We start from the raw sequence: 19,507 nt of genomic DNA on the forward strand, positions 1-19,507 counted from the left end.
GGACGGTGCTGTGGATCATGCGGGTAGATCATTGCCAAGAGCAACGATCTGGCGGTACGAACATGAGCGATATCCCGGTGGCCTGCAACGGAGCGTCGGCCACCGAACCTCAGCCAACCCAAAGGGGGGCTAATGGCACGCACCCGGATAGCCGGTGCCGCAGCCATCGCACTCGTCCTACCGCTGTTGGGCGTCCTTCCCGCGTCCGGCGCGGCGGCCGCTCCCGCCCAACCGACGGCGAAGAACGACCGGCCCAGCGACGACACCCGCGAACTCGCCCGCAAGACGTACAAGGTCGACGGCCACGAGGTCACGACGCCGAGCCGCTACCAGCCGCGCGCCCAGGCGCGTTCGGGGGCCAAGGCCGCGGCGCAGACGCCGGCGGTCGGCACGGTCCGCCAGTGGCTCGGGCTCGACGACATCCAGGGCACCTACTACCGCAAGGACTACACGCTGCGGGGTGTCGGCGACAACATCGAGGTGTGGGTCGCCAACGACGTCTCGTTCCCGGCGAACGACTGCCGCAACCAGGTGGCCTCGACGACGCAGATCACCGACGAGCAGGTGCAGAACTTCGTCCACGAGTTCGACACCAACATGTACCCCAAGGAGACGGCGGCGTTCAGCCGGCCGCCGGACCGGGACGGCACGAACGCCCAGGTCGGGCCGGACGCCGACGGCAACGGTGGTGACTACACCGGGGCCGGCAACAAGACGGTCACGCTGGTCGACAACGTCCGGGACGACAACTACTACGACTTCCCGGCAGCGCCGACCTACATCGCCGGCTTCTTCTCGGCGCAGCTCAACGAGCTGTTCGACCGCAACGTGATGACCATCGACGCGTTCGACTGGCTGCACCGTACCGGGGCGAACCCGCCGAACGAGCCGACCGACGGCCTGTGCACCAGCCGCCCGGCCCGCCCGTTCAGCTACGAGGGCACCTTCGCCCACGAGTGGCAGCACCTGGCGCAGTACTACACCGACCCGTTCGAGGGCGTCTGGCTCAACGAGGGCCTGTCCGACTTCGCCCAGACGATCACCGGGTACGTCAACACCAAGGCGACCGTGTTCGACCCGGGCGCCGACGGTCACCTCTTCTGCTACCAGGGCTTCGGCACGGTGCAGACGCCGTACAACGCGAACCCGCGCGACTGCGGCGGCCCGGAGAACTCGCTGAACCTGTGGGACGAAAGCCCCAACGCGAACGCGGTGCTGGCCGACTACGGCAACGCCTACGCGTTCATCCAGTTCCTCTACGACCGGTACGGCAACGACATCGTCCACCGCCTGCACAACGACGGTGACCGGCAGGGCCTGGCGAGCCTGAAGGAGGCGCTCAAGGCCGAGGGCGCCAAGGACATGTACCAGGTCCTCCACGACTACCAGACGATGACGCTGGTCGACAAGATCGTCGGGGACTCGAGCCGCGGGACCATGCTCGGCGTGCCGAAGAGCCGGGTGACCAGCGAGAGCCTGCGCTCCACGGTCAACCTGGACAACCCGGCCGCGTACGCCACCCCGGGCGCGGCCCCGAACGGCGCCGACTACGTGCCGCTGCAGAAGGCCAACGGCAAGCTGCTGCGCGGTAGTGACCTGAAGACGCTGTCGTTCCAGGGCGCCAAGACCCTGCCGGCGCAGCCACTGGCCTGGACCGTGGTCGACAACGACGCCGACCGTGCCGGCAACCCCGTGCTGTTCTCCGGCAACGGCAACAACACCGACGCGGCCGCCGTCACCCAGGTGACCGTGCCGACGGCCGACCCGACGCTGCGTTTCGTCGCCAAGTACGGCGCGGAGCTCGGATTCGACTACGGCTACGTCACGGTCTCCACCGACGGTGGCGCGACCTACACCGCCATCGCGGGTGACAAGACCGTCGACGGGCCGCTCGGCCCGGGCGTCAACGGCACCACCAACGGGTTCGAGGCACACAGCTACGACCTGTCCGCGTACGCCGGCAAGTCCGTGCTGCTCGGCTTCCGCTACCTCAGCGACGGCGGCGTCAACGAGGGCGGCTGGCTGATCGACGACGTCACCGTCGGCGGCACCACGGTCAGCGACGGCAGCAGCCTCGCCCCGTTCGACTCGCCCACCGAGATCAAGCCGGTCGCCGTCGACAACTGGAACCTGCGCCTCATCGGCATCGACGAGAAGCACTCCCGTGCCTCGCAGTTCGAGTTCGACGGCAAGTCCGACCTCACCCTCAACCGGGCGCAGCTGGCGAAGCTGAGCAAGTTCCCGAAGGTCGTCGCCGTGGTCGCCTACGACGAGCCGACCGAGCAGGTCACCCAGTACGCGCCGTACACCTTGAAGGTCAACGGCGTCGTCCAGCCGGGCGGCACCGCCTGATCTGAGCTGTCCGCGTCCAGGGCGCCTGTCACCGATCCGGTGGCAGGCGCCCTTTCCATCGGGGCTAGGTTCGCAACCATGAGCGTGCACGTCCGCGTCGTCGCCGACGACTTCCCCGCCACCCTGCGCTTCTACACCGACCTGCTCGGCGAGCCGGAGAAGGTCGTACCGGACTTCGAGTACGCCAGCTTCGACCAGGGCGGCGAGACCGTCCTCGCGATCCTCGGCCGCAGGGCCGCGGAAGCGGCCACTCCGGTGGGCCGGGGTGACGGTGGCGTGCTCGTGGTGGTCCCCGTACCGAACGTCGATGCGACAGTCGCCGCCCTCCCGGCGGAGGTGGTGGTGGCCGAGGCCGCCGACCGGCCGGGGTGGGGCGTACGTTCGGCATACCTGCGCGACCCCGAGGGCAACCTCGTCGAGGTGCAGACCTGGACGCCCTCCTGAACCACGGGCCCTCTCGCACTCAAGGAATCTCCTACCATGAGCCGTCGTCTCATTGGTGAGGATGGATTCCGTGAACGATCGGCCCATGGCAGGCAGGACCGTCGTGATCACCGGGGCCAGCGCGGGCCTCGGCGCCGAGGCGGCCCGCCGGCTGGCCCGGCTGGGCGCGACCGTGGCGGTGGTCGGCCGGTCACCGGAGAAGACCGCCGCCGTCGCCCGCGAGGTCGGCGCCGAGCCGCTGGTCGCCGACTTCGCCCGGCTGACCGACGTACGCGAGCTCGCCGGCACCCTCCTGGACCGCTACCCCCGCATCGACGTCCTCGCCAACAACGCCGGTGTCGTACTGACCAGGCGCAGCCGCACCGAGGACGGCCACGACACGATGTTCCAGGTCAACCACCTGGCCCCGTTCCTGCTCACCAACCTGCTGCTGGACCGGCTCACCAGCGCCGGACGGGCCCGGGTCATCGCCACCTCCAGCAAGGCCAACCGGTCCGCCGGCATCGACCTCGACGACCTGGAAGGCGCACGCCAACGATCCGAGATGCTCCGGTACGGGATCACGAAACTGCAGAACATCATGTTCACCCGCGAGCTGGCCCGCCGTACGCAGGGCACCGGGCTGACCGCGGCGGCGTTCCACCCGGGCGTGGTGCTCGGCACCGAGCTCAACCGGAGCAGTCCCCTGATCGCCGCGCTGGCCCGCTACCGCCTGCTGGGCCGGGTGGCCACCGTCGCGGAAGGTGCCGCGCCGCTGGTCCACCTAGCCACGATGCCGGACCCGGAAACGGCCAACGGCGGCTACTACCACGGCCTCAAGCCCAACGGCCCGGTGCACCCGCATGCCAAGGACGGCCAGCTGGCGGCCCGGCTGTGGGACCGCACGGCAGAACTTCTCGGCCTGCGAACCATGTGAGGCAGTGGAGCCGACCGTGCGTCGCGGTGCCCCAACTGCCGCATCCCGGTACCGGCCGAAAGCATCCTCACGACGCCCTCGGCCCTCAGCGCGGGCCCCGGCGGGGGCGGTCCGTGCTACCCGAGGGTCCGCCGACCGCCCGAACCGTCAGGCGAGCCGGCGCGGCTTGGGGACCTGCCGGTTGAAGCAGGGCATGAGGGCCAGGACCAGCGCGTCCTTCGTACCCTCCGGGTTGTCGGTCTCCTGCCAGCGGACCTCGCGCCGGCCCAGCCAGCCGGCGATGTCCTCGGCGGTCGCCGCCCGGGTCGGGGTGTCGAGGAGCTGACCGACCTGCTCGTGCAGCACCGACGAATCGCGGCTGCCCGTCAGGTGCTGCCGCAGCCGCCGACGCAGATTCGCTGTCCAGCCGACGTAGACGACTGTGCCCCCGTCGAGGACCACGTGCACGCCGCGCGCCGCCGGGGCGCTGGCGGCGGAAGCTGCGGTGTACGGCTGTGCGGGCGTGAAACCGTTCAACAGGTCGTCGATCAATGCGGCGGGCATCCCCGGAGGCTACTACTCCGCGATCCGGCACGGTCCGCCGTGCTCGGCGCGCCGCCGGCAACGCCCGCCGCCGTCGAGCCAGGCGTCACACCAGAGGCTTGATCCGCCCGGCGGTCTATGTGACGCGGTACGACGGCGAGACGCCGTACTCACGGAATGATCATCACGGGGACCGGAGGACGCCCGATGGCGCACACACCCACCCGCTTACGACGGCTCGGCATCGCCCTGGTGGCGGCGCTCGTCGCCGTGACCCAACTGACCGCGGCGCCCGCCCAGGCCGGGCCGGCGATCTCCCCACCGCCGGCGACCAGCGCGACGGCACTCTCGTCCACCCAGATCCGGGTGAACTGGCAGGCGGCGCCGCAGGCCTCCGCCTACCGGGTATCGCGCTCGACCGGGTCGAGTGGCCCGTACACCCAGGTCGGCAGCAGCACCAGCCTGGAATTCCTCGACTCCGGGCTCGCCCCGGCCACCACCTACTACTACGTGGTGCAGGCCGAGTACCGGAACAAGCTCTCCGGCCAGTCACCCCAGGCCAGCGCCACCACCCTGCCGGTGCTGGCAGCACCGAGCGGCCTGCGGCTCACCGGCACCCCATCCACCATGGAACTGACCTGGGCGGCGGTGCCCGGCGCGGCCCGCTACGAGGTGTACCGGCACCACCCGATCGACGGGGACAGCCTGATCGCCACGACCACCGAGCCGTCGTTCCGCGAGACCGGACGCTCGGACGGCTACTACTACCAGTACAAGGTGCGCGCCCTGGCCGCGAACGGCGCGGCCGGCCCGTTCACGTCCGGGGCCGCGTACACCGGCCTGGCGACCACCACCACGATCGCCGTCGACCCGACCCGCTCCGAGCAGGGCCAATTGGTGGCGCTGTCCGCGCGGGTCCGCACCGCCGACGGGTCCGAGCCGTGGGGCAAGGTGGTTTTCGTCGCCGGCAGCGAGGTCATCGGCCAGGCCACCCTCTGGCACGGGTACGCCGCGACGGTGATCACCCCGACGGCCAGCTCGGTGACCTACTACGCCCGCTTCGAGGGCTACGGCACCAATCCGAACAACGGTGGCAGCTCCTCGGCTGACCTGCCGTTGCAGGTCGACCCGGCGTACGGCGAGGTGTCCTTCGGCCCGTCCGAGGCGGCCCGGGCGGGCTCGACCGAAACGGCCATCGCCGCCGGCGACCTCACCGGCGACGGGCTCACCGACGTGGTGCTCACCACCGGCATCGAGGCCGACGCCGGGGACCTCAACCACTCGGCGTTCCTCTACGTCCAGCTGCCGGAGCACCGGCTCGCTTCGCCCGTCCGCTACGCCACGTCGGTGCCGACCGGCGGCAGCATGGTCCCGGTCATCGCCGACATCGACGGCGACGGCCGCAACGAGCTGCTGGTCGCCTCCGGCAACGGGCTGGACCTGTACCGGCAGTCCGCCGGCGGGCTCGCCGCGCCGGTGGCGCTGCCGTTCGGCGCGGCCCTCGGCGACGTACACGTCATCGACCTCGACCAGGACGGCAAGCTGGACCTGGTGGCGACCACCAACGAGTCGGTGCTCGTGCGCTACGGCACCGGCCCGGGCGAGTTCGCCGCGCCGGTTGCCGTGACCACGCCGCTTTCCGGTCCGGTCCTGGGAGTCGCCGACGTGACCGGCGGTCCCGGCCTGGACCTGGTACGCCTCGACGGCCGGAAGGTCATCGTCGTGGAGCAGACCTCCGCGCGCACCTTCGCCGCTCCGGCCGGCATTCCCGTGCCGGAGGGGCAGGAGATCGACGCGCACTCGTTCGCGACCGGCGACGTCACCGGCGATGGCCGGGCCGACGTGGTCGTCACCGTCACCGGCAACATGCCCGACCCGCGGATCTCCGTGCTGACGCACAACTCCTCCGGGGCGCTCGGCGCGTGGCAGGTCTACGTCGCGTCCGACATGCCCGAACCGGTCGTCCTCGAGGACATGGACGGCGACTCGCGGCTGGACGTGGTGGTCGCCCACGGCGGCTGGTACCAGGTGGGCGTCATGCTCCAGCGCCCCGACGGCCGCTTGGGCCGGGAGCAGCTGGGCTACAACGCGTACTACGCCTCCCACTACGAGCACCGCGGTCTCGCGGTCGGCGACATCAACAGCGACGGCCACAAGGACGTGCTGCTGGCCGACTACAACAACGGTCTCGTGGTGATCCCCGGCGCGTAGCGAAATACGTCAGACGACGGGTGGCGCCGCCTCGGTGCCACCCGTCGCTGCTATCGGGGGCAGCTCCTCGTCGGCGAGGCCGCACGGCCCGGCATGCCCGTCGCGCCGCCGGCAGCGGCCGGCGCCGTCGAGTCGGGCGTCACACCAGATTCGGGTACGCAGGAACTGACTGTCCTCCTCGCTGAGAGTGGTCTCGCCGAAGTCGATGGCGGTCACGTGACCGAGTGAGTCGCGCAGCGCCGTCGCAAGGATCACGGCGCCATCGAGGCTGGTCAGCGTGGTCGGCAGATGAATGATCCAGCGCGGCGCGGTCATCGGTGACACGAGTTGTCGGCCATACTTGGCTGCCGGGGTCGGCCGTCAGCGTGGCAGTACATGGGGCCCTCCTCTGCTGGTCGATGTCGAGGTTCAAGTACGGCGCCGAGGCGGGCGGGGGCGGCAGGCACGGCCGCGCGTCCTTACCAGCCGGAGCCCGGCACCCGCCCCGGGCCTGTCTCGCTCAAGGCCAGGCTGTCTCCGGGCTTCCGACAACAGCGCTTGTAGAAGCAGGTAGGGGCGTCGGAGCAGCACGCCGTTCAGGCGGGCTCGGGGAAGGCCGTCTGGCGACGTCGGGATGCTGCTCCGCCGAAGGTCCACCACAGTGCCTAGCTGGGGTGTTTCCTCGTCAACAAACCTTACCGGCATTACTGGTAAAGTCAACGTTGCCCTTGAAGTTCTCCCGGCGCCCGTGATCAGATGTGTGGGCCTAGCTGGGAGTCCTTCGCATGCCCGCACGACAGTTCGAACCGCACTACCGACGGATCATCGCCGACATCCGGGCGCGTATCGCCTCAGGCGAGTGGCCACCCGGCCACAAGCTGCCGTCAACCAAGGCGCTGGCCGAGATGTACGAGGTCGGCAGCGCAACGACGGTGCGCCAAGCCATCACGATCCTCATCGAGACCGGCGAACTGTACGGCCACCAGGGGCTAGGCGTCTTCGTGGCCGACCGGGACGGCTGAGCCAGAGGGGCAACGAGGGGCAGACGGCCACCTACCTCGAACTGTCACCGCCGAGGCTTTGATGCCTACGGGCGACGGGGCCGCCGCAGTGCTGCACCTGCTCGAGGCCGAACGAGTCGCTGCCGAGTCGGTCCACGTCACCGTTAAGGCATGTCGACTGCTGCTCCACCTCCTGCCCAGGAACCGACGAGCGGCGACATCCGGCCTGACGCCCTGGCGGGACGCGCTTGGGCTGCTGATATGACCCAGCGAGGCTCTGTTCCTCTGGCCCCCGGTGCGGCGGGGCGACCGGTGTCGCCTCAGCTCAGGTGTTCGAGGGACTGGGGAGCTCGCCCCAAGCTGCGTCCGTCAGCGTTGTGCAGGGTCGGTTGGGTTCAGGACCTTGTCCTACTCGCGTTGCTGCAGAGATCATGAGTTCTGGCCTGTGATTCGTGCTGACGTCGAGGAGGAATCTGTGGCACGTGTACGTTCGTTCGGGCCGTCCCAGCAGCGAGTCAAGGCACATCCGACAGAGGTGGACTGTGAACACGCCGTAATCGACGACGGCTCGGGACGCCTACTTCATCTGAGCACCTTCGGAAGCGACGACCGTGCCAGCGAGCGCAAGTCGAGTCAGAGTATCCAGCTGGACTTGGAGTCCGCCCGTCGGCTCGTTCAGATCATCGAAGATGCCTTCCCGGAGCTCCGTCACCGATGACTGGTTGAATAGTGCCTGGCAGCGCCACGAGCCACCGAGGGTGGTTCTCAAGTAACAACCGGCAAGGAAAAGTCGACCGATGCCGCAGCTGGTGAATCCCCGGGGTAGCGGAATACGTCAGACGACGGGTGGTGCCTCCTCCGCGCCACCCGTCGCTGCTATCGGGGACAGCTCCTCGTCAGCGGGGCCGCACGGCCCGACATGCCCGTCGCGCCGCCGGCAGCGGCCGGCACCGTCGAGCCGGGCGTCACACCACACCACACTCGGGTACGCAGGAACTGACTGTCCTCCTCGCTGAGAGTGGTCTCCCCGAAGTCAATGGCCGTGACGTGACTGAGCGAGTCACGCACCGCGATGGCGCAAGGATGACTGCGCCCTACTCCGGCCACCGGTTCGGATCAGCGAGGTCGAGGCGGTGACCGACGCGAGCATCGAACACCTGGCGCGGCTGTGTTCATCACCCAGCCCGAACCTCATCTCCGCGCAGGGCGCGCTCCTGCTCCTCGCCGCCATCATCGCGGCACGACGGGGTAACGCGAAGCAGGCCGGGCGTCACCCCGAACAGGCGCAGACGGTCGCCGCGGACCTCGGATCCGACCAGAACCGGCTGTGGACCGTGTCCGGCCCGACCAACGTCGCCATCGATACGGTGTCCGCGGCCGGGGCGGCTGGCAACGCCGAACGCGCCATCGAGATCGGGGCCCGGTTGGACACGTCCCGGCTGCCGATTGCCCTGGTCGGCCGGCTGGCACAAGTTCACCTCGACCTGGCAGAGGGAAGCGCGACGGGCAGCGACTGCAGCGCGATTAAGGCGATGCGAGGGGGCAGGAGAAAATGCTACTAGCGACACAGCGTCGCTGGCGTGCCCTTGGCAGCAAGCGCGGGATCGTGGGTGAATGCCGCTAGCGTGCCAAGCCCGGCAGGATAACGTCGGCGACAGCGTACGGTGCGGGCCGCCAGGCTTCGGGCGGCAGGTTGATCACCGCCGAGTCGGTCCAAGCGAACTCGCTGGTGTCTGGCGGTATGGCCGACGCAATCTCGCGGGCGCTGACCTCGAAGATGCCGGTAATGTGCACTGGCTCGAGCCGCGGCACGACAAAGGCAATGTTGGCGAAGACAACCTGGGTCAGCAGCCATTCGTCGCCGTAAAACCGGCTCTTGTCATACTCGTTGCGGCTTAGGTGAAAAGTGCCGCGGCTGTTCGCGCTACACCCCTTGACCTCAATGCGGAGCCTAGGGGGACCGGCGAGCTCGAGGTCATAGCCGAACGCGTCGGAGATTGACGCGACATGGGTAGGATGCCGGCCGTCGGCTCGCAGCGCCGCCAGGACCACCGCCTCGGCGGCGTCGCCAATACGTTTACGGACTTCGGTGTCGTGAGGGCGGCTCACCGCGCGACACACGTCGACGAGCATGTCGTCCAGCTCGGGGTCGAGCCATTCCAGCGCGCGCAAATCGGCCGTGGGGATGTACTGGCGGGCGACCCCTTGGGGCGACACCGCGATGCGTAGCCAGGGCGGCGGGTCGGCGGTTAGCAGCACTCGCGCAATGTGGCGCAGCGTCGCGCCGTCGGCGATGTCGGCGATCCCGGCCAACTGGGGAGCCAGCACGATGGTCTCGGCCTGCTCAGCGAGCCCGGAGGCCAGAAGGTGCTCGGCCGGGGTGGTCAGGTCGGTGGCGGCCGCGACGAAGGCGCCGTGGGCGCGGGCGGCGTGGACCCAGTCGGCGACGTCCTGGCGTGCCGCAAGGCGGACGGCATGGCAGAGCAGCAGAACAGCGTGCGCCGTGCCGCGGCTAGGCACCATCGAGTCGTGCCTTGATATGTGAGACGACGGCCTGCATATCGTCTGATACCGCCGGCTGTTCGGGCGTGCCCTCGTCAGGCTCGGGAAGAGCGACGCGCACCAAACCTCGGTCGTTCATCAGCGCGGACAACGCGACGATTTTCTCGCGTAGCCGGGAGTTGACGGACTCGTCAATGCTCTCCTCGCTGAGCAGCAGCGTGAAGCGGGTTGTCACGTCGTCGCCGAGCCCGAGCCGGTGGATGCGGTCTTGGCTCTGCAGGAAGTGGCCGGCGTTGAACGTCCGGTCGAGGTAGATGGCGTGGTGGCACCAGTGGTGCAGGCTGACGCCCTCGCCGCAAGCAGCCGGGTTGGCAAGCAGGACGTGACAGTGCGGGTCGCGTCGAAAGCGATCCAGCTCGGCCTCGCGGGTCAGCGCCCCGGCCGGCGCGCTGTCCTGCGTCGGCACCCCCCCGTGCACGATGGCTGGCTGGAAGCCGTTTAAGTAGGTGGCGAGCGACCGGATGTTGCGAACGAAGGTGGACCAGACGATGACTTTCTCGCCGCGGTCGCGCGCCTGCTCGGCCATCGCCTTGATGTGCTCGTATTTCCAAGGCGTCTCGTAGTCGCGATAGCGGCTCAGTAGCTCGGCGAGTGGCTCGCTGCCGTTCAGGGCGAGCGGCGGGTGCAAGAACCCGCGCTCGTCGGCGTGGTCGGAGCCGGCGACCAGCAGCATGGGATTGGTCGCGGCCTCCAGCAGGTACATGACGACCCGGCCGAGCCGGTCGAATTGTCGGCGGGCCGGGCGGTCCAGCTCAAAGTCGCCGCGGTAGCGGCCCAGCAGAGCGTCGTAAATGGCCTGCTGGATCGGGCTCATCGACCGGGTGACCACGTCGAAGGTGGTGCCGGGCAGCCCGAGGCGCGACTTGGGCGTGCGGACGAAGTACCGCTTGATTGCCGTGCTGGTCTCACTCAGCACGTCGTCGTCGCGGCCAGCGCGCTCGTTGTAGGCGCTGGCCGGCAGAATTTTCTGGTCCTGTCCTGGGTAGAGGAAGCGCATGAGGGCGATCAGGTCGAAGGCGCCCTGGGGCGCGGGGGTGCCGGTCAGGATGTCGCGGCGCCGGGCGGCGTAGGCGAGGTCGAGCACCGCGCGGCCGTGTACACCCTGCGCGCCGCGTTTGACCCGGTGCGCCTCGTCGAGGATGAGGTGGGTGGGGCGGCGGCCAACGTACTCTCGGATGCGGTCGTAGTCGGAGGCGACGCGGTTGTAGTTGGTGAGCAGCACCTCGACGTCGCTGTCGATCGACGCGGTGCCGGCGTGAACGGTGATGGCCGGCGGGCGCTCGAAGCAGGCAGCGGCGTCCTCCCGCCACGCCTCAAAGGCGGCGAGGGGCGCGATGACGAGGAGCTGCTCAACCTCACCGCGGGCGCGGGCCAGGGTGTGGTTCGCCAGCGCGACCGTGGTCTTGCCGGCACCCGGCACGGAGAAGTCGGCACCGTGCGGCAGCTGCTGGATCAGCGCGAGGTTCTCCAGCTGGAAGCCGCGCAGCTCGCGGCGGAAGCCGGCGGCGGCGAGCTCGGCCGCGAGCGCTTCGGAAGTTATCCGGACACCGGCGGCGACGTCCTCGCGGCGCTTCTGGTCGCCGATGAGCGAGCGGACCTGTTGCTGCAGCATCGGGCCGAGCTGGATTTGCTCGTGGAAGATGGTCCGGACCTCGCGCAGCGCCGGCAGCTCGGCGAGGAACACATCGACGCGCACGTCAATGCGGTGGGGAGAGCCGCCGACGATGCCGCGGGACATGGCGGCCTGGAGACGGGCCCAGGCACCGGCGACGGCCGGTGCCTGCCGAGTGACGACGACGAGCGGGCGGCCCTGCTGGTAGAGCTCGGCGACGATCACGCCCGGCGGCCCCCGGCCTCGTCCAGCAGCCCCTCGATCTCGGTGATCTTGAGGGCGAAGGCGCGCTCGTCCCACTCGGACTGGGCCCGTGCCTTGGGGAGGTCCTTGCGGATCCGCTTCAAGCTGTTGATCACCTTGTCGGCCTGGACAAGCGGCGCCTTGGCAGCAGACTGGTCCGCGGCCTCGTCGGCGGCCTCGTCGGCGACGGCGGTGATTGCACTGCGCAGCGAGCTGAGCACTTGGCGGGCGGAGACCTTGTCGCCGTCGCCGAGCGGCAGGCTCTCATCAGGCGTTCGGGCCGCGACCAGGCCCAGCAGCTCGTTCAGCGGCTGCGCGGGAGGGTCCTCGCCGAGGAGGTCGTCCAGCAGGTCGTCGCTCGAAGTGGGAGCCGGGGCGGACTGGGCGACGTCGAGCACTGGCTTGAGCGCCGGGTCACGCTCAATCTCCCGTTGAATGAGCTCGGCCGCATCGGCGCGTTGCAGGTGCCGCAGCTTGCGGTACTCCACGTTGGCCAAGGTGCCGAGAAAGTACGCCGACCGTACGCTGTCGGCCTCGGCCGGCGGCTTGTTCCGAATGTGCCGGGCGAGCTCGGCGAAGGCCGACTCGTTCTCGGTGAAGTCGACGTGCAGGCGGGCGCCCTTCGCCAGGTCGACCAGCTGGTGCACCTGCTGGAGCTTCTCGTGCAGATCCCGCACCTTCGCGACTTCGCTGTGCATGCGCCGGGCCACGCGTCCGAAGTCCTTGCCCTCGCGGTCGTAGAGCTCCTCGATGAGGAACGCTTCGTTGATCCAGGAGTACCCCTGCTTGAAGTCGCGCGCGATCTGCAGCTCCGCCTCAAGGTCGACCAGCTCGTCGGGCTGGGCATCGTCCGGCAGGACCAGGCACTGGACGTAGCGCGCCTTAAGCCAGTCGTCGTCCTGATAGAGCGAGCGGAGGGCGGCGGTGCGTCGGTTGCCGTTGATCAGGACGCCCTCGGCGGTGATGATGGCTGGGTCCTGCTGGCCTCGGTCCCGCAGGTCTTCCTTGAGCTCCTTGAAGCCCTCCTGCCCAGTGAGGATGCGGTACTGCGCGTCCTGGGCGGCCGGGCCCAGCGGGTCAGCAGTGAACAGGTTGGGCTGGGCAGCCAGGTGGATTTCGCGGCGCTGTTCGGCCTGGGTGCGATGGTTGAGCGTGGAGAAGCGCACCCAGGTGACCTCGACCTCGACCTGCGGGAGATCCTTCTGCTCGCGTGGCCAGGCCGGAACCAGCACGTGCCGGACGGGTTTGCGGGCATGCAGCATCGCCACACGGTCCTGGTCCAGCATCGGGTTGGGCAAGCGGATCATCTCCTGTACATAGTGGAACGGCCGACGCCGAATCTAGCCGATATGGTGGTGTGGACTTCGCCGCTCTTGCGCTGGAATCCGACGTGTCCGACGTACGCCGGCAGGGCCTGCTCGTCGATGCCGAAGAGGCTGAGCAGGATGCCGGGGAAGATGCGTTGCTGCCTGCCGTGCCAGTTCAAGTCGGTCGCCTGAGTATCGCTGTCGGGCGTGAGGTAGACGCAGGGCGGGGGCACCAGTTGCGTGCCGATTTCCACGGCTCGGTCCTGTTTCGGACAGAGGCGCTTAGGCGTGCCACAGAGGTGGTTGTGGAAGATAACGCCATCCACCGTACGATCGGCTGGGTCGAGGAGGCGGCTACGCATGCGCTGGATGCCCTTGGCGACATGCTCGCCGGGCTCGGCCTTCATGCTGTCGCACAGCCACCAGAGGTAAGTCTCGCGCGCCCAGTCTGGCACCGACCAGCGGATGCTGCTGTGTGTCCCGTCCGGGCAGCCCTTCTGAATGATCGCCACGGGACCGAATCCGGGGACCGAGAGCCGATACACGGTGTCGTCGCCGTAATGCGGCTTGGTGACGCTGTCCACCAGGCCCGCCTGCTGTAACGCCTCCAGGATGTTAAGCAGGAACCGGCGGCGGCCAGCGTTGCTCGCGCTCGTTCTCCCGCGCATCGCTTCGATCGTCGCAGGCAGGGCATCGCGATATTCCTCGGCGGTCAACCCGTACCGGGCTAGGATCTCGGTCTCGGCGACGAGCTGTTGTATTAGGTCGTCCACCTTGTGCACCACGGCGGGCGGAGGTGCCCCCGCGTGTCGACATGGCGCAGCGTCTTCCGGCAACACTGTCTCCAGCCCTCCCCTCGCGTGTGGTCCCGGTCAGTCCATCATCAGCCGCTGGGCGATCCGCATCGGATTGCGGTCCAGTTCGAACAGGTCACCCTGCTCGATCCGGTAGCCGAGCTCATTGGTGACCCAGGTTGCTACGCGCTCGTGGCGCGGCGTCCGCAACTCCGGCTCGGGACGCCAAAGCGGGTGTCGCAGGATTACGGCTTTGCGGCTGCCCGAGTGGGCGAGCACAGCGATGCCCTCAACCTCATGGTGCTGGATGCCCACGGGGGTGAAGGAGCTCATAAAGCCGGCGACCAGTGGCCCGGTGCGACTCAACCACCGCTCCCAGTCGATTGGCCGGCCCAGCCCCAGCTCGGCCATGTCCAGAGCCAGCCGCCAGTCCAGGGCACCGTGGATGCGCTGGTTATCGAAGGAGCGTAGGCAATCCGGGCACGACGCGGTGCACTCCTCGGCGTGGCGCCGGCTCCGCCACATCGCGCCCAGGTCGTCGATGGCGCTTGCCAGCACCTTGGAGAAGAACTGGGGATCGCCGAGCAGGGTCGCGTACCCGGCACCGTTCTCGAGGGTGTCGGCCAGGAAGACCCGGTGCACCTGGTCGTCGCCGATCCGGGCCGGGTGCAGGCCCGCCGACAGCTCGTTAGGGTCGATGTCCAGCTCGGCTTGCACGCCCCGGCGCAGCACCTCTGCGAACGACCACATCGCCGGCAGGCCGGCGGGCAGCACGGCCGGATCGGTCGGCACGATGCTGCCGGGAATGTCCAGGTGATCGGCGGTCACGACCAGCACGTCGGTCTTGCGAACCTCGCCGATCGCGGCGTCGATACGGTGCCCCTGGGTGTTGGGAAGCTTGACGTCGTTGCCGTAAAGCGAGCTGTCCCGGACGACGATCGACCGGCCGGCCGCCTCCTCCATCGCGAACAGCCGGCCCAGATTGTCGTTGATGCGCAGGATGTCGGCCAGCTCGTACACGTCGACGCGCAGGCCCTCCACCGTGCCGGAGCGGTCGGGGTTCGAGGCGACGCCCAGCTCCGGGAAACCCATAACGGCCACAGTCTCGCCGTCGACGTCGTAGTCGCGAGCGTGGTAGTCAGTGCGGAAGCCGAGCGGCTGGAACATCACGAATGTGGTGAGCTCCCCCTGGCAGGCCGGGCAGGCCCCGGCGTGCACCCCGACCGACGTACGGCCGCAGTTCTGGCACTTGGTGATGTCGATGGGCTTGCCAAGCGGGTCGACGGGCAACACCCGCGGCCCCTTGACCTCGTACGCGGCGAAGCCCACGGCCGTGTGGATCTCCCCATCGCGGACGACCTCCGCGCCGGGCACGAAGCTGGCCACCGCCATGTCCAGGGACCTGTCGGACACGGCCAAGTCGGTGAGGTCGCGCTTGTCCTTCGGATAGTCCTTATAGAGGTTGCGGACGCGGGTGGGGAAGCCGAACATCGGCAGGACGCCGGCGTTAGCGAGCACCTCGCTCAGCTCATTCTGCTGGTAGAACGGGTTGTCGAGGGCGGCGTCGATGTCGGTCACGAGGTCGTGGCGGGCCCACCGTTCCAGCTCCGCGGTTTCCGCCGCGGTCATGCCAGTGCGCACGGTCAGCGCGGCGATGGCCTCCGGCACGTCGGGCGCTTGGTCGAGCCACAGCTCGATCTGCGGCCGGTAGGTGTCGGCCCACTGGTCGCGGAGGCCGAAGATGCCGTGGATACTTTCGCGGGTGCGTACCGGCCTGGGCAGGCACAAGCCGAAGGCTCGGCGCAGTAGCTCGGCCGCCACTACGCGACGGGCGATGCGGGTACGTTGCAGGTCGAGGAACGGTTGCGGCGGGACGTCGCCGGTCATCCGTTCGGTGGCGTTGAAGTAGTAGTCGTCGTGGGTGCGGGAGCGGGCGACAGTGAGCGCGTACGAGTACGGCTGTCCCTGACGCCCGGCCCGGCCGACGCGCTGCTGGTAGTTGAACCGCTGCGGCGGCACGTTAGCCATGACCGTCGAGCGCAGCGATCCGATGTCGACGCCGACTTCCATCGTGGTGGTGACGCTGAGCACGTCCAGCGGCGTCGTTAGCCGGTTCTCCAGCGGTTCCTTGAGCAGTGCCTCCTTAAACCAGCGTTGGCGCTGCCGCTGGACCGCCAGGGGCTTCGTCTGGCCGGTTAGCTCGGCAACGGCCATGCGGCGCGGCTCGAGCTCGGCGAGCCACGCGTAGTAGTCCTGTTCCTGGTCGTCAGCTTTGCGCCGCTCAAGATCGGGGTGGTGGCAGCCTCGGGCGGCGCATACCCCGGCCGAGGCGTGCAGGTGTCGGTAGCTGCACCGGCGACAGCCCCAGACCTCCGCGCCGGCCTTGGTCAGTAGGAACGGCGCTTCCACACTGTCGACGCGCAGCCCCCACTCCGGGGCGACCCGCCCGCCAATCTCGCGCGTCACCCAGGTCTCCAGGATGCCGGAGCCGGCTAGCCCGTGCCGTTCGGCGACCGCTTTCAGGTAGCCCTTTACCGAAGCCGGCATGTCGAACGCCGGTGAGAAATACCTATTGCCGGCGTAGCGCCCCTGAATGCCGAGGATTCTGATCACCGACCGAAGGATCTGCAGCGCGATGTCCTCGGCTACGCCGGCGTCGTCCAGCCGCGGGTTGCGCGGATCGACCACCACTAGGCCGGTGGACTCCAGGTCGCGGGCGGCGCGGTCGAACACCGCCTCGGCCATCGTCGTGGCCAACTCCCGGCGGTAGCGCTCATAGCCCTTCATCTGGATCTCGGGGTGCAGTGGCGTCCAGAGGCCTGGCTGCGGCGGGTCGTACACCCGGTACCAGGGCTCCCCCTGCCATTTCTGCATCGAAGTGCCGGGGCCGGCGGGGTGGATGCCGCGCTGCAACATGGCCTTCTCGAGCCGGGTGGCCGCGACCGACCACGGCAGCTGGGCCAGTGCCTTGCTCGCCCGATACGCCCGGATCAGCGCTTCGGTCTCTGGTGGGGCTACGCCCAGCGCCGCCTTTGTAATCAGCGCCTGGAACAGCTCGGGATGTTCGCTCTGCATGGTGACGAACGCCGCCTGCCCCTCCGGCGTCGGCGCTCCGGTGAGCATCCCCAGCACGGCGTCGACCGCGTCGGCCTCGGGCTGCTCCAGCTCGTGCCGGATGAGCTGGCGCACGAGGTCGCGGTGGTGGTTCTTGGCGACGCCGGCCGCGGTGCGGGCGGCGTCATCGCGGCTGTCGGTGAACAGGATGGTGCGCGACTCAGCGGCGGTCGTGCCCATGCTGCGGAACAGCTGAGCGAGGTAGAGCTGGATCGACTGCGACTGCCCGGAGCGGTGTCCCCGGATCGGCGACCGCACGATGCCGCGCCAGAACTTCTGCAGGTCGTTGTTGACGTTTTGGGCACCGCATCGCGGACACTTCTCCGGCAACGCGGGTGCCTTGGCCCTGGTCTCTCCCATCGGGCTGACCCGCAGGACGTACCCGGTCGGTTCCTGGTCGTCCTCTACGATCAGCCCCGAGGTGGGGTCCAGCCGCGCCTGGGCGAACGAAAAGCTGATTTGGCGTCCCTTGGCATCCGGACCCTCCAGCTTGTGGTTCCACGGCTTGCCCGCGGATGGCTTCTCCGGCTCTGGCCAGTACCAGATGTACTCGCCGTGCGAGCGGCGGTTGACCGGGCGGGTCTGGTCCGAGGGGATCTTGTCGGCCAGCGAGCCGAGGGCGACTATCGGCGGGACGCTGTCGGGGACGCGGTCGATGACGTAGCCGCCGAGGTTGACCTCGCCGCAGTCGAAGCAGTACAGCAGCTCGAGAACCCGCCCGCCGCAAGCGCACGTCGTGGCCGGCCGACTGTACAACCGGCCAATCTTCCGATTCGCGTACGCGTGCTCCGGCCGCACCTCAGTGCAGGCCCAGTTGGCGCAGGCCCACAGCCCGCTTGCCGTGCGGACAAACATGTGGGCGCGCAGCGGGATCGTGGCCGGATCGCTCCAAGCTTCCGCTCCGGCTTCCAGCACGAGGTCGAACGCCTCGCTTGTGACGCCGTCGGCGGTGGCCGGCGGCTCGTCGAAGAGGCGCCGCTCAATGTCGGGCAGCCGGCTCGCGCGCATCGGCGCGCCGGCGTCGGCGCGGCACGCGGCGGCGACGGCTTCGGAGAGCCGGTGCTCGGCGGCTAGGGCGCTAAGCGCGGCCGCGCGGTCGGCCCCGCCCGCGGGCAGAGTCTTGGCGTGCGCCTCGAACGCGGCACGCGACAGCGGCCTGCGATCGGGGATGGCACGGGGCGTGCCGGCGGTGACGAAGAAGCTCGACCGGTCGACGCCGAAGAACTCCTCCAGGTAGCCGCGGCCATTGTCGTCGTCGGTGAGCGAGGCGCTGGTGGCCAGGCAGCGCAGCTGCGGGGAGTCCCCGTCCAGGCCCAGCCGCGACAGCAGGTTGCGGACCACCATCGCGACCTCGCTGCCCTGCGTGCCGCGGTAGAGGTGCATCTCGTCGATGACGATGGTGAATCTATTGTTCTCGTCGGCGGCGAGCCAATGCGCGGTGGCATCGAACAGCGGCTGTTCGATGTCGCGCATCAGCATCGCGTTGAGCATGGAGTAGTTGGTGACCATCAGGTCGGGCGGCGACGCAACCATGTCCCATCGGGTCGTCATCTCAGCGTGCTGAGGATCGGCGAACTGGGCGAGCATCTGCTCCACGGCGCGGCGGTCGGGGCCGTCCTCGTACGCCTTGGCCAGCTGCTGGAAGTCCTGGGCGGCGCTGTTGATCTCGGCGGCAGCCTCGCGCACCTTGTCCTTGTCCTTAGGTCCGGGTAGCTCGCCTGATCCTGGCGTGGCGCCCGTGTAGCGGCCGAACCACAGCGGCGGCACCTCGCTGGTGTCCGCGATCCGGCGCAGCGCGCGGCGCAGTCGGGAGACCTGGTCCTCGACCAGCGCGTTCGTGGGGTAAAGCACGACGGTGCGCAGGGCCGCCGGCCGGGTCTCCGGGGCGCGCAACGGCCGCCAGCTTGGGACGTTGCCTTCCCACCAGCGGTCCGGCTCCGGCTGCTTGGTCCAGGTGAGCGCCTCCTGTACCAGCCGGGCGAGCACGGGCAGCAGGAAGGTCTCGGTCTTACCCGAGCCCGTGCCAGAGGTGACGACCACGTTGCGGGGTTCGCCATCAGCGGCGCTAAGCGACCGGATGAGCGCCTCGGCCTGGTGGCGGCGCAGCATTATCTGCTGTCCCGGCTCTACGAAATCGCCGAACAGCGCCTCGCCGACGATGCGTGCAGCGACCGGGTCCAGGCCGGCCTGCTGCGCTGCCTCCGCCAGCGGGTAATCGGCGTCGTAGGGGACCACCGGTTCGAGCAGCACGTCTGTGAACAGCAGCCCGGGCGCCTCCAGCAGCTGCCGGCGCTCGTCGCGCAGCGGCTTGTCGCGCAGCCAGTACGCCGTGTCGAAGTATCGCAGGTACGCGTCCCGCAGCTCCCGGTAGACCTGCGTCGGCATCGGGAAACGCGGCCTCGACGTGGCGGTGCCGTGTGGCGACATGACGGTCCTCATCTCGGTGCGGT

At 69.1% G+C, this 19,507-nt stretch carries 13 protein-coding genes and 1 pseudogene; 6 read left to right on the top strand and 8 right to left on the bottom strand.

From position 1 onward, the window contains the following. Nucleotides 1–132: 132 nt before the first annotated feature. From AB0F98_RS04725 to AB0F98_RS04735, 3 genes are all read left to right on the top strand, one after another. Nucleotides 133–2,352, top strand: a complete 2,220-nt coding sequence (locus tag AB0F98_RS04725; RefSeq protein ID WP_357728593.1) for a peptidase M6 immune inhibitor A — start codon at nt 133–135, stop codon at nt 2,350–2,352. 78 nt (nt 2,353–2,430) lie between these two features. Further along, nucleotides 2,431–2,796 (top strand): VOC family protein, encoded by a 366-nt coding sequence (locus tag AB0F98_RS04730; protein WP_357728596.1) that lies wholly within the window; start codon nt 2,431–2,433, stop codon nt 2,794–2,796. A gap of 85 nt (nt 2,797–2,881) precedes the next feature. After that, nucleotides 2,882–3,712 (top strand): SDR family NAD(P)-dependent oxidoreductase, encoded by an 831-nt coding sequence (locus tag AB0F98_RS04735; RefSeq protein ID WP_357728599.1) that lies wholly within the window; start codon nt 2,882–2,884, stop codon nt 3,710–3,712. A gap of 147 nt (nt 3,713–3,859) precedes the next feature. Here the strand turns inward: AB0F98_RS04735 and AB0F98_RS04740 are convergent, their stop codons facing one another. Next, nucleotides 3,860–4,255: a hypothetical protein gene (locus tag AB0F98_RS04740; RefSeq protein ID WP_357728602.1), complete on the bottom strand. Its 396-nt coding sequence runs from the start codon at nt 4,253–4,255 to the stop codon at nt 3,860–3,862. Nucleotides 4,256–4,441: 186 nt separating this feature from the next. Between AB0F98_RS04740 and AB0F98_RS04745 the strand changes: the two genes are divergently transcribed. Continuing rightward, complete coding sequence (locus tag AB0F98_RS04745) at nt 4,442–6,445, top strand: FG-GAP-like repeat-containing protein (protein ID WP_357728605.1); 2,004 nt, start codon at nt 4,442–4,444, stop codon at nt 6,443–6,445. Nucleotides 6,446–6,454: 9 nt separating this feature from the next. Here AB0F98_RS04745 and AB0F98_RS04750 read toward each other — a convergent pair whose 3' ends face one another. Further along, nucleotides 6,455–6,760: a hypothetical protein gene (locus AB0F98_RS04750; protein WP_357728608.1), complete on the bottom strand. Its 306-nt coding sequence runs from the start codon at nt 6,758–6,760 to the stop codon at nt 6,455–6,457. A gap of 449 nt (nt 6,761–7,209) precedes the next feature. Here AB0F98_RS04750 and AB0F98_RS04755 point away from each other — a divergent pair, with 449 nt between their 5' ends. Next, nucleotides 7,210–7,446: a winged helix-turn-helix domain-containing protein gene (locus AB0F98_RS04755; protein ID WP_357728611.1), complete on the top strand. Its 237-nt coding sequence runs from the start codon at nt 7,210–7,212 to the stop codon at nt 7,444–7,446. Nucleotides 7,447–8,260: 814 nt separating this feature from the next. Here the strand turns inward: AB0F98_RS04755 and AB0F98_RS04760 are convergent. Then, nucleotides 8,261–8,502, bottom strand: a pseudogene (locus AB0F98_RS04760) (hypothetical protein); the annotation flags it as partial. Nucleotides 8,503–8,558: 56 nt separating this feature from the next. Here AB0F98_RS04760 and AB0F98_RS04765 point away from each other — a divergent pair. After that, nucleotides 8,559–8,987 (top strand): hypothetical protein, encoded by a 429-nt coding sequence (locus AB0F98_RS04765; RefSeq protein WP_357728614.1) that lies wholly within the window; start codon nt 8,559–8,561, stop codon nt 8,985–8,987. A gap of 58 nt (nt 8,988–9,045) precedes the next feature. On the opposite strand, the gene AB0F98_RS04770 is transcribed toward AB0F98_RS04765, so the two are convergent. The 5 genes from AB0F98_RS04770 to AB0F98_RS04790 all read right to left on the bottom strand — a co-directional run bounded on the left by AB0F98_RS04770 (nt 9,046) and on the right by AB0F98_RS04790 (nt 19,442). Then, nucleotides 9,046–9,948 carry a DUF3883 domain-containing protein gene (locus tag AB0F98_RS04770; protein ID WP_357728616.1) on the bottom strand — a complete coding sequence of 301 codons (903 nt, stop codon included), beginning with the start codon at nt 9,946–9,948 and terminating at the stop codon, nt 9,046–9,048. After that, entirely contained in the window at nt 9,938–11,824 is a 1,887-nt protein-coding gene (locus tag AB0F98_RS04775) for an SNF2-related protein (RefSeq protein ID WP_357728619.1), read from the bottom strand. The genes AB0F98_RS04770 and AB0F98_RS04775 overlap by 11 nt, the downstream gene beginning before the upstream one ends. After that, nucleotides 11,821–13,149: a ParB N-terminal domain-containing protein gene (locus AB0F98_RS04780; protein ID WP_357728622.1), complete on the bottom strand. Its 1,329-nt coding sequence runs from the start codon at nt 13,147–13,149 to the stop codon at nt 11,821–11,823. The genes AB0F98_RS04775 and AB0F98_RS04780 overlap by 4 nt, the downstream gene beginning before the upstream one ends. Beyond that, nucleotides 13,146–13,934 carry a hypothetical protein gene (locus AB0F98_RS04785; protein ID WP_357728625.1) on the bottom strand — a complete coding sequence of 263 codons (789 nt, stop codon included), beginning with the start codon at nt 13,932–13,934 and terminating at the stop codon, nt 13,146–13,148. The genes AB0F98_RS04780 and AB0F98_RS04785 overlap by 4 nt, the downstream gene beginning before the upstream one ends. An 87-nt stretch (nt 13,935–14,021) precedes the next feature. After that, nucleotides 14,022–19,442: a DEAD/DEAH box helicase gene (locus tag AB0F98_RS04790; protein WP_357728628.1), complete on the bottom strand. Its 5,421-nt coding sequence runs from the start codon at nt 19,440–19,442 to the stop codon at nt 14,022–14,024. Nucleotides 19,443–19,507 lie beyond the last annotated feature (65 nt).

Source organism: Micromonospora sp. NPDC023737, assembly GCF_040639715.1.
Classification (GTDB): Bacteria; Actinomycetota; Actinomycetes; order Mycobacteriales; family Micromonosporaceae; genus Micromonospora.

Coding starts and splice junctions, on each gene's coding strand:
- AB0F98_RS04790 (WP_357728628.1), bottom strand. CDS start 19,442: ATGCCGACGCAGGTCTACCGGGAGCTGCGGGACGCGTACCTGCGATAC.
- AB0F98_RS04740 (WP_357728602.1), bottom strand. CDS start 4,255: ATGCCCGCCGCATTGATCGACGACCTGTTGAACGGTTTCACGCCCGCA.
- AB0F98_RS04730 (WP_357728596.1), top strand. CDS start 2,431: ATGAGCGTGCACGTCCGCGTCGTCGCCGACGACTTCCCCGCCACCCTG.
- AB0F98_RS04735 (WP_357728599.1), top strand. CDS start 2,882: ATGGCAGGCAGGACCGTCGTGATCACCGGGGCCAGCGCGGGCCTCGGC.
- AB0F98_RS04725 (WP_357728593.1), top strand. CDS start 133: ATGGCACGCACCCGGATAGCCGGTGCCGCAGCCATCGCACTCGTCCTA.
- AB0F98_RS04780 (WP_357728622.1), bottom strand. CDS start 13,149: ATGATCCGCTTGCCCAACCCGATGCTGGACCAGGACCGTGTGGCGATG.
- AB0F98_RS04750 (WP_357728608.1), bottom strand. CDS start 6,760: ATGACCGCGCCGCGCTGGATCATTCATCTGCCGACCACGCTGACCAGC.
- AB0F98_RS04745 (WP_357728605.1), top strand. CDS start 4,442: ATGGCGCACACACCCACCCGCTTACGACGGCTCGGCATCGCCCTGGTG.
- AB0F98_RS04770 (WP_357728616.1), bottom strand. CDS start 9,948: ATGGTGCCTAGCCGCGGCACGGCGCACGCTGTTCTGCTGCTCTGCCAT.
- AB0F98_RS04755 (WP_357728611.1), top strand. CDS start 7,210: ATGCCCGCACGACAGTTCGAACCGCACTACCGACGGATCATCGCCGAC.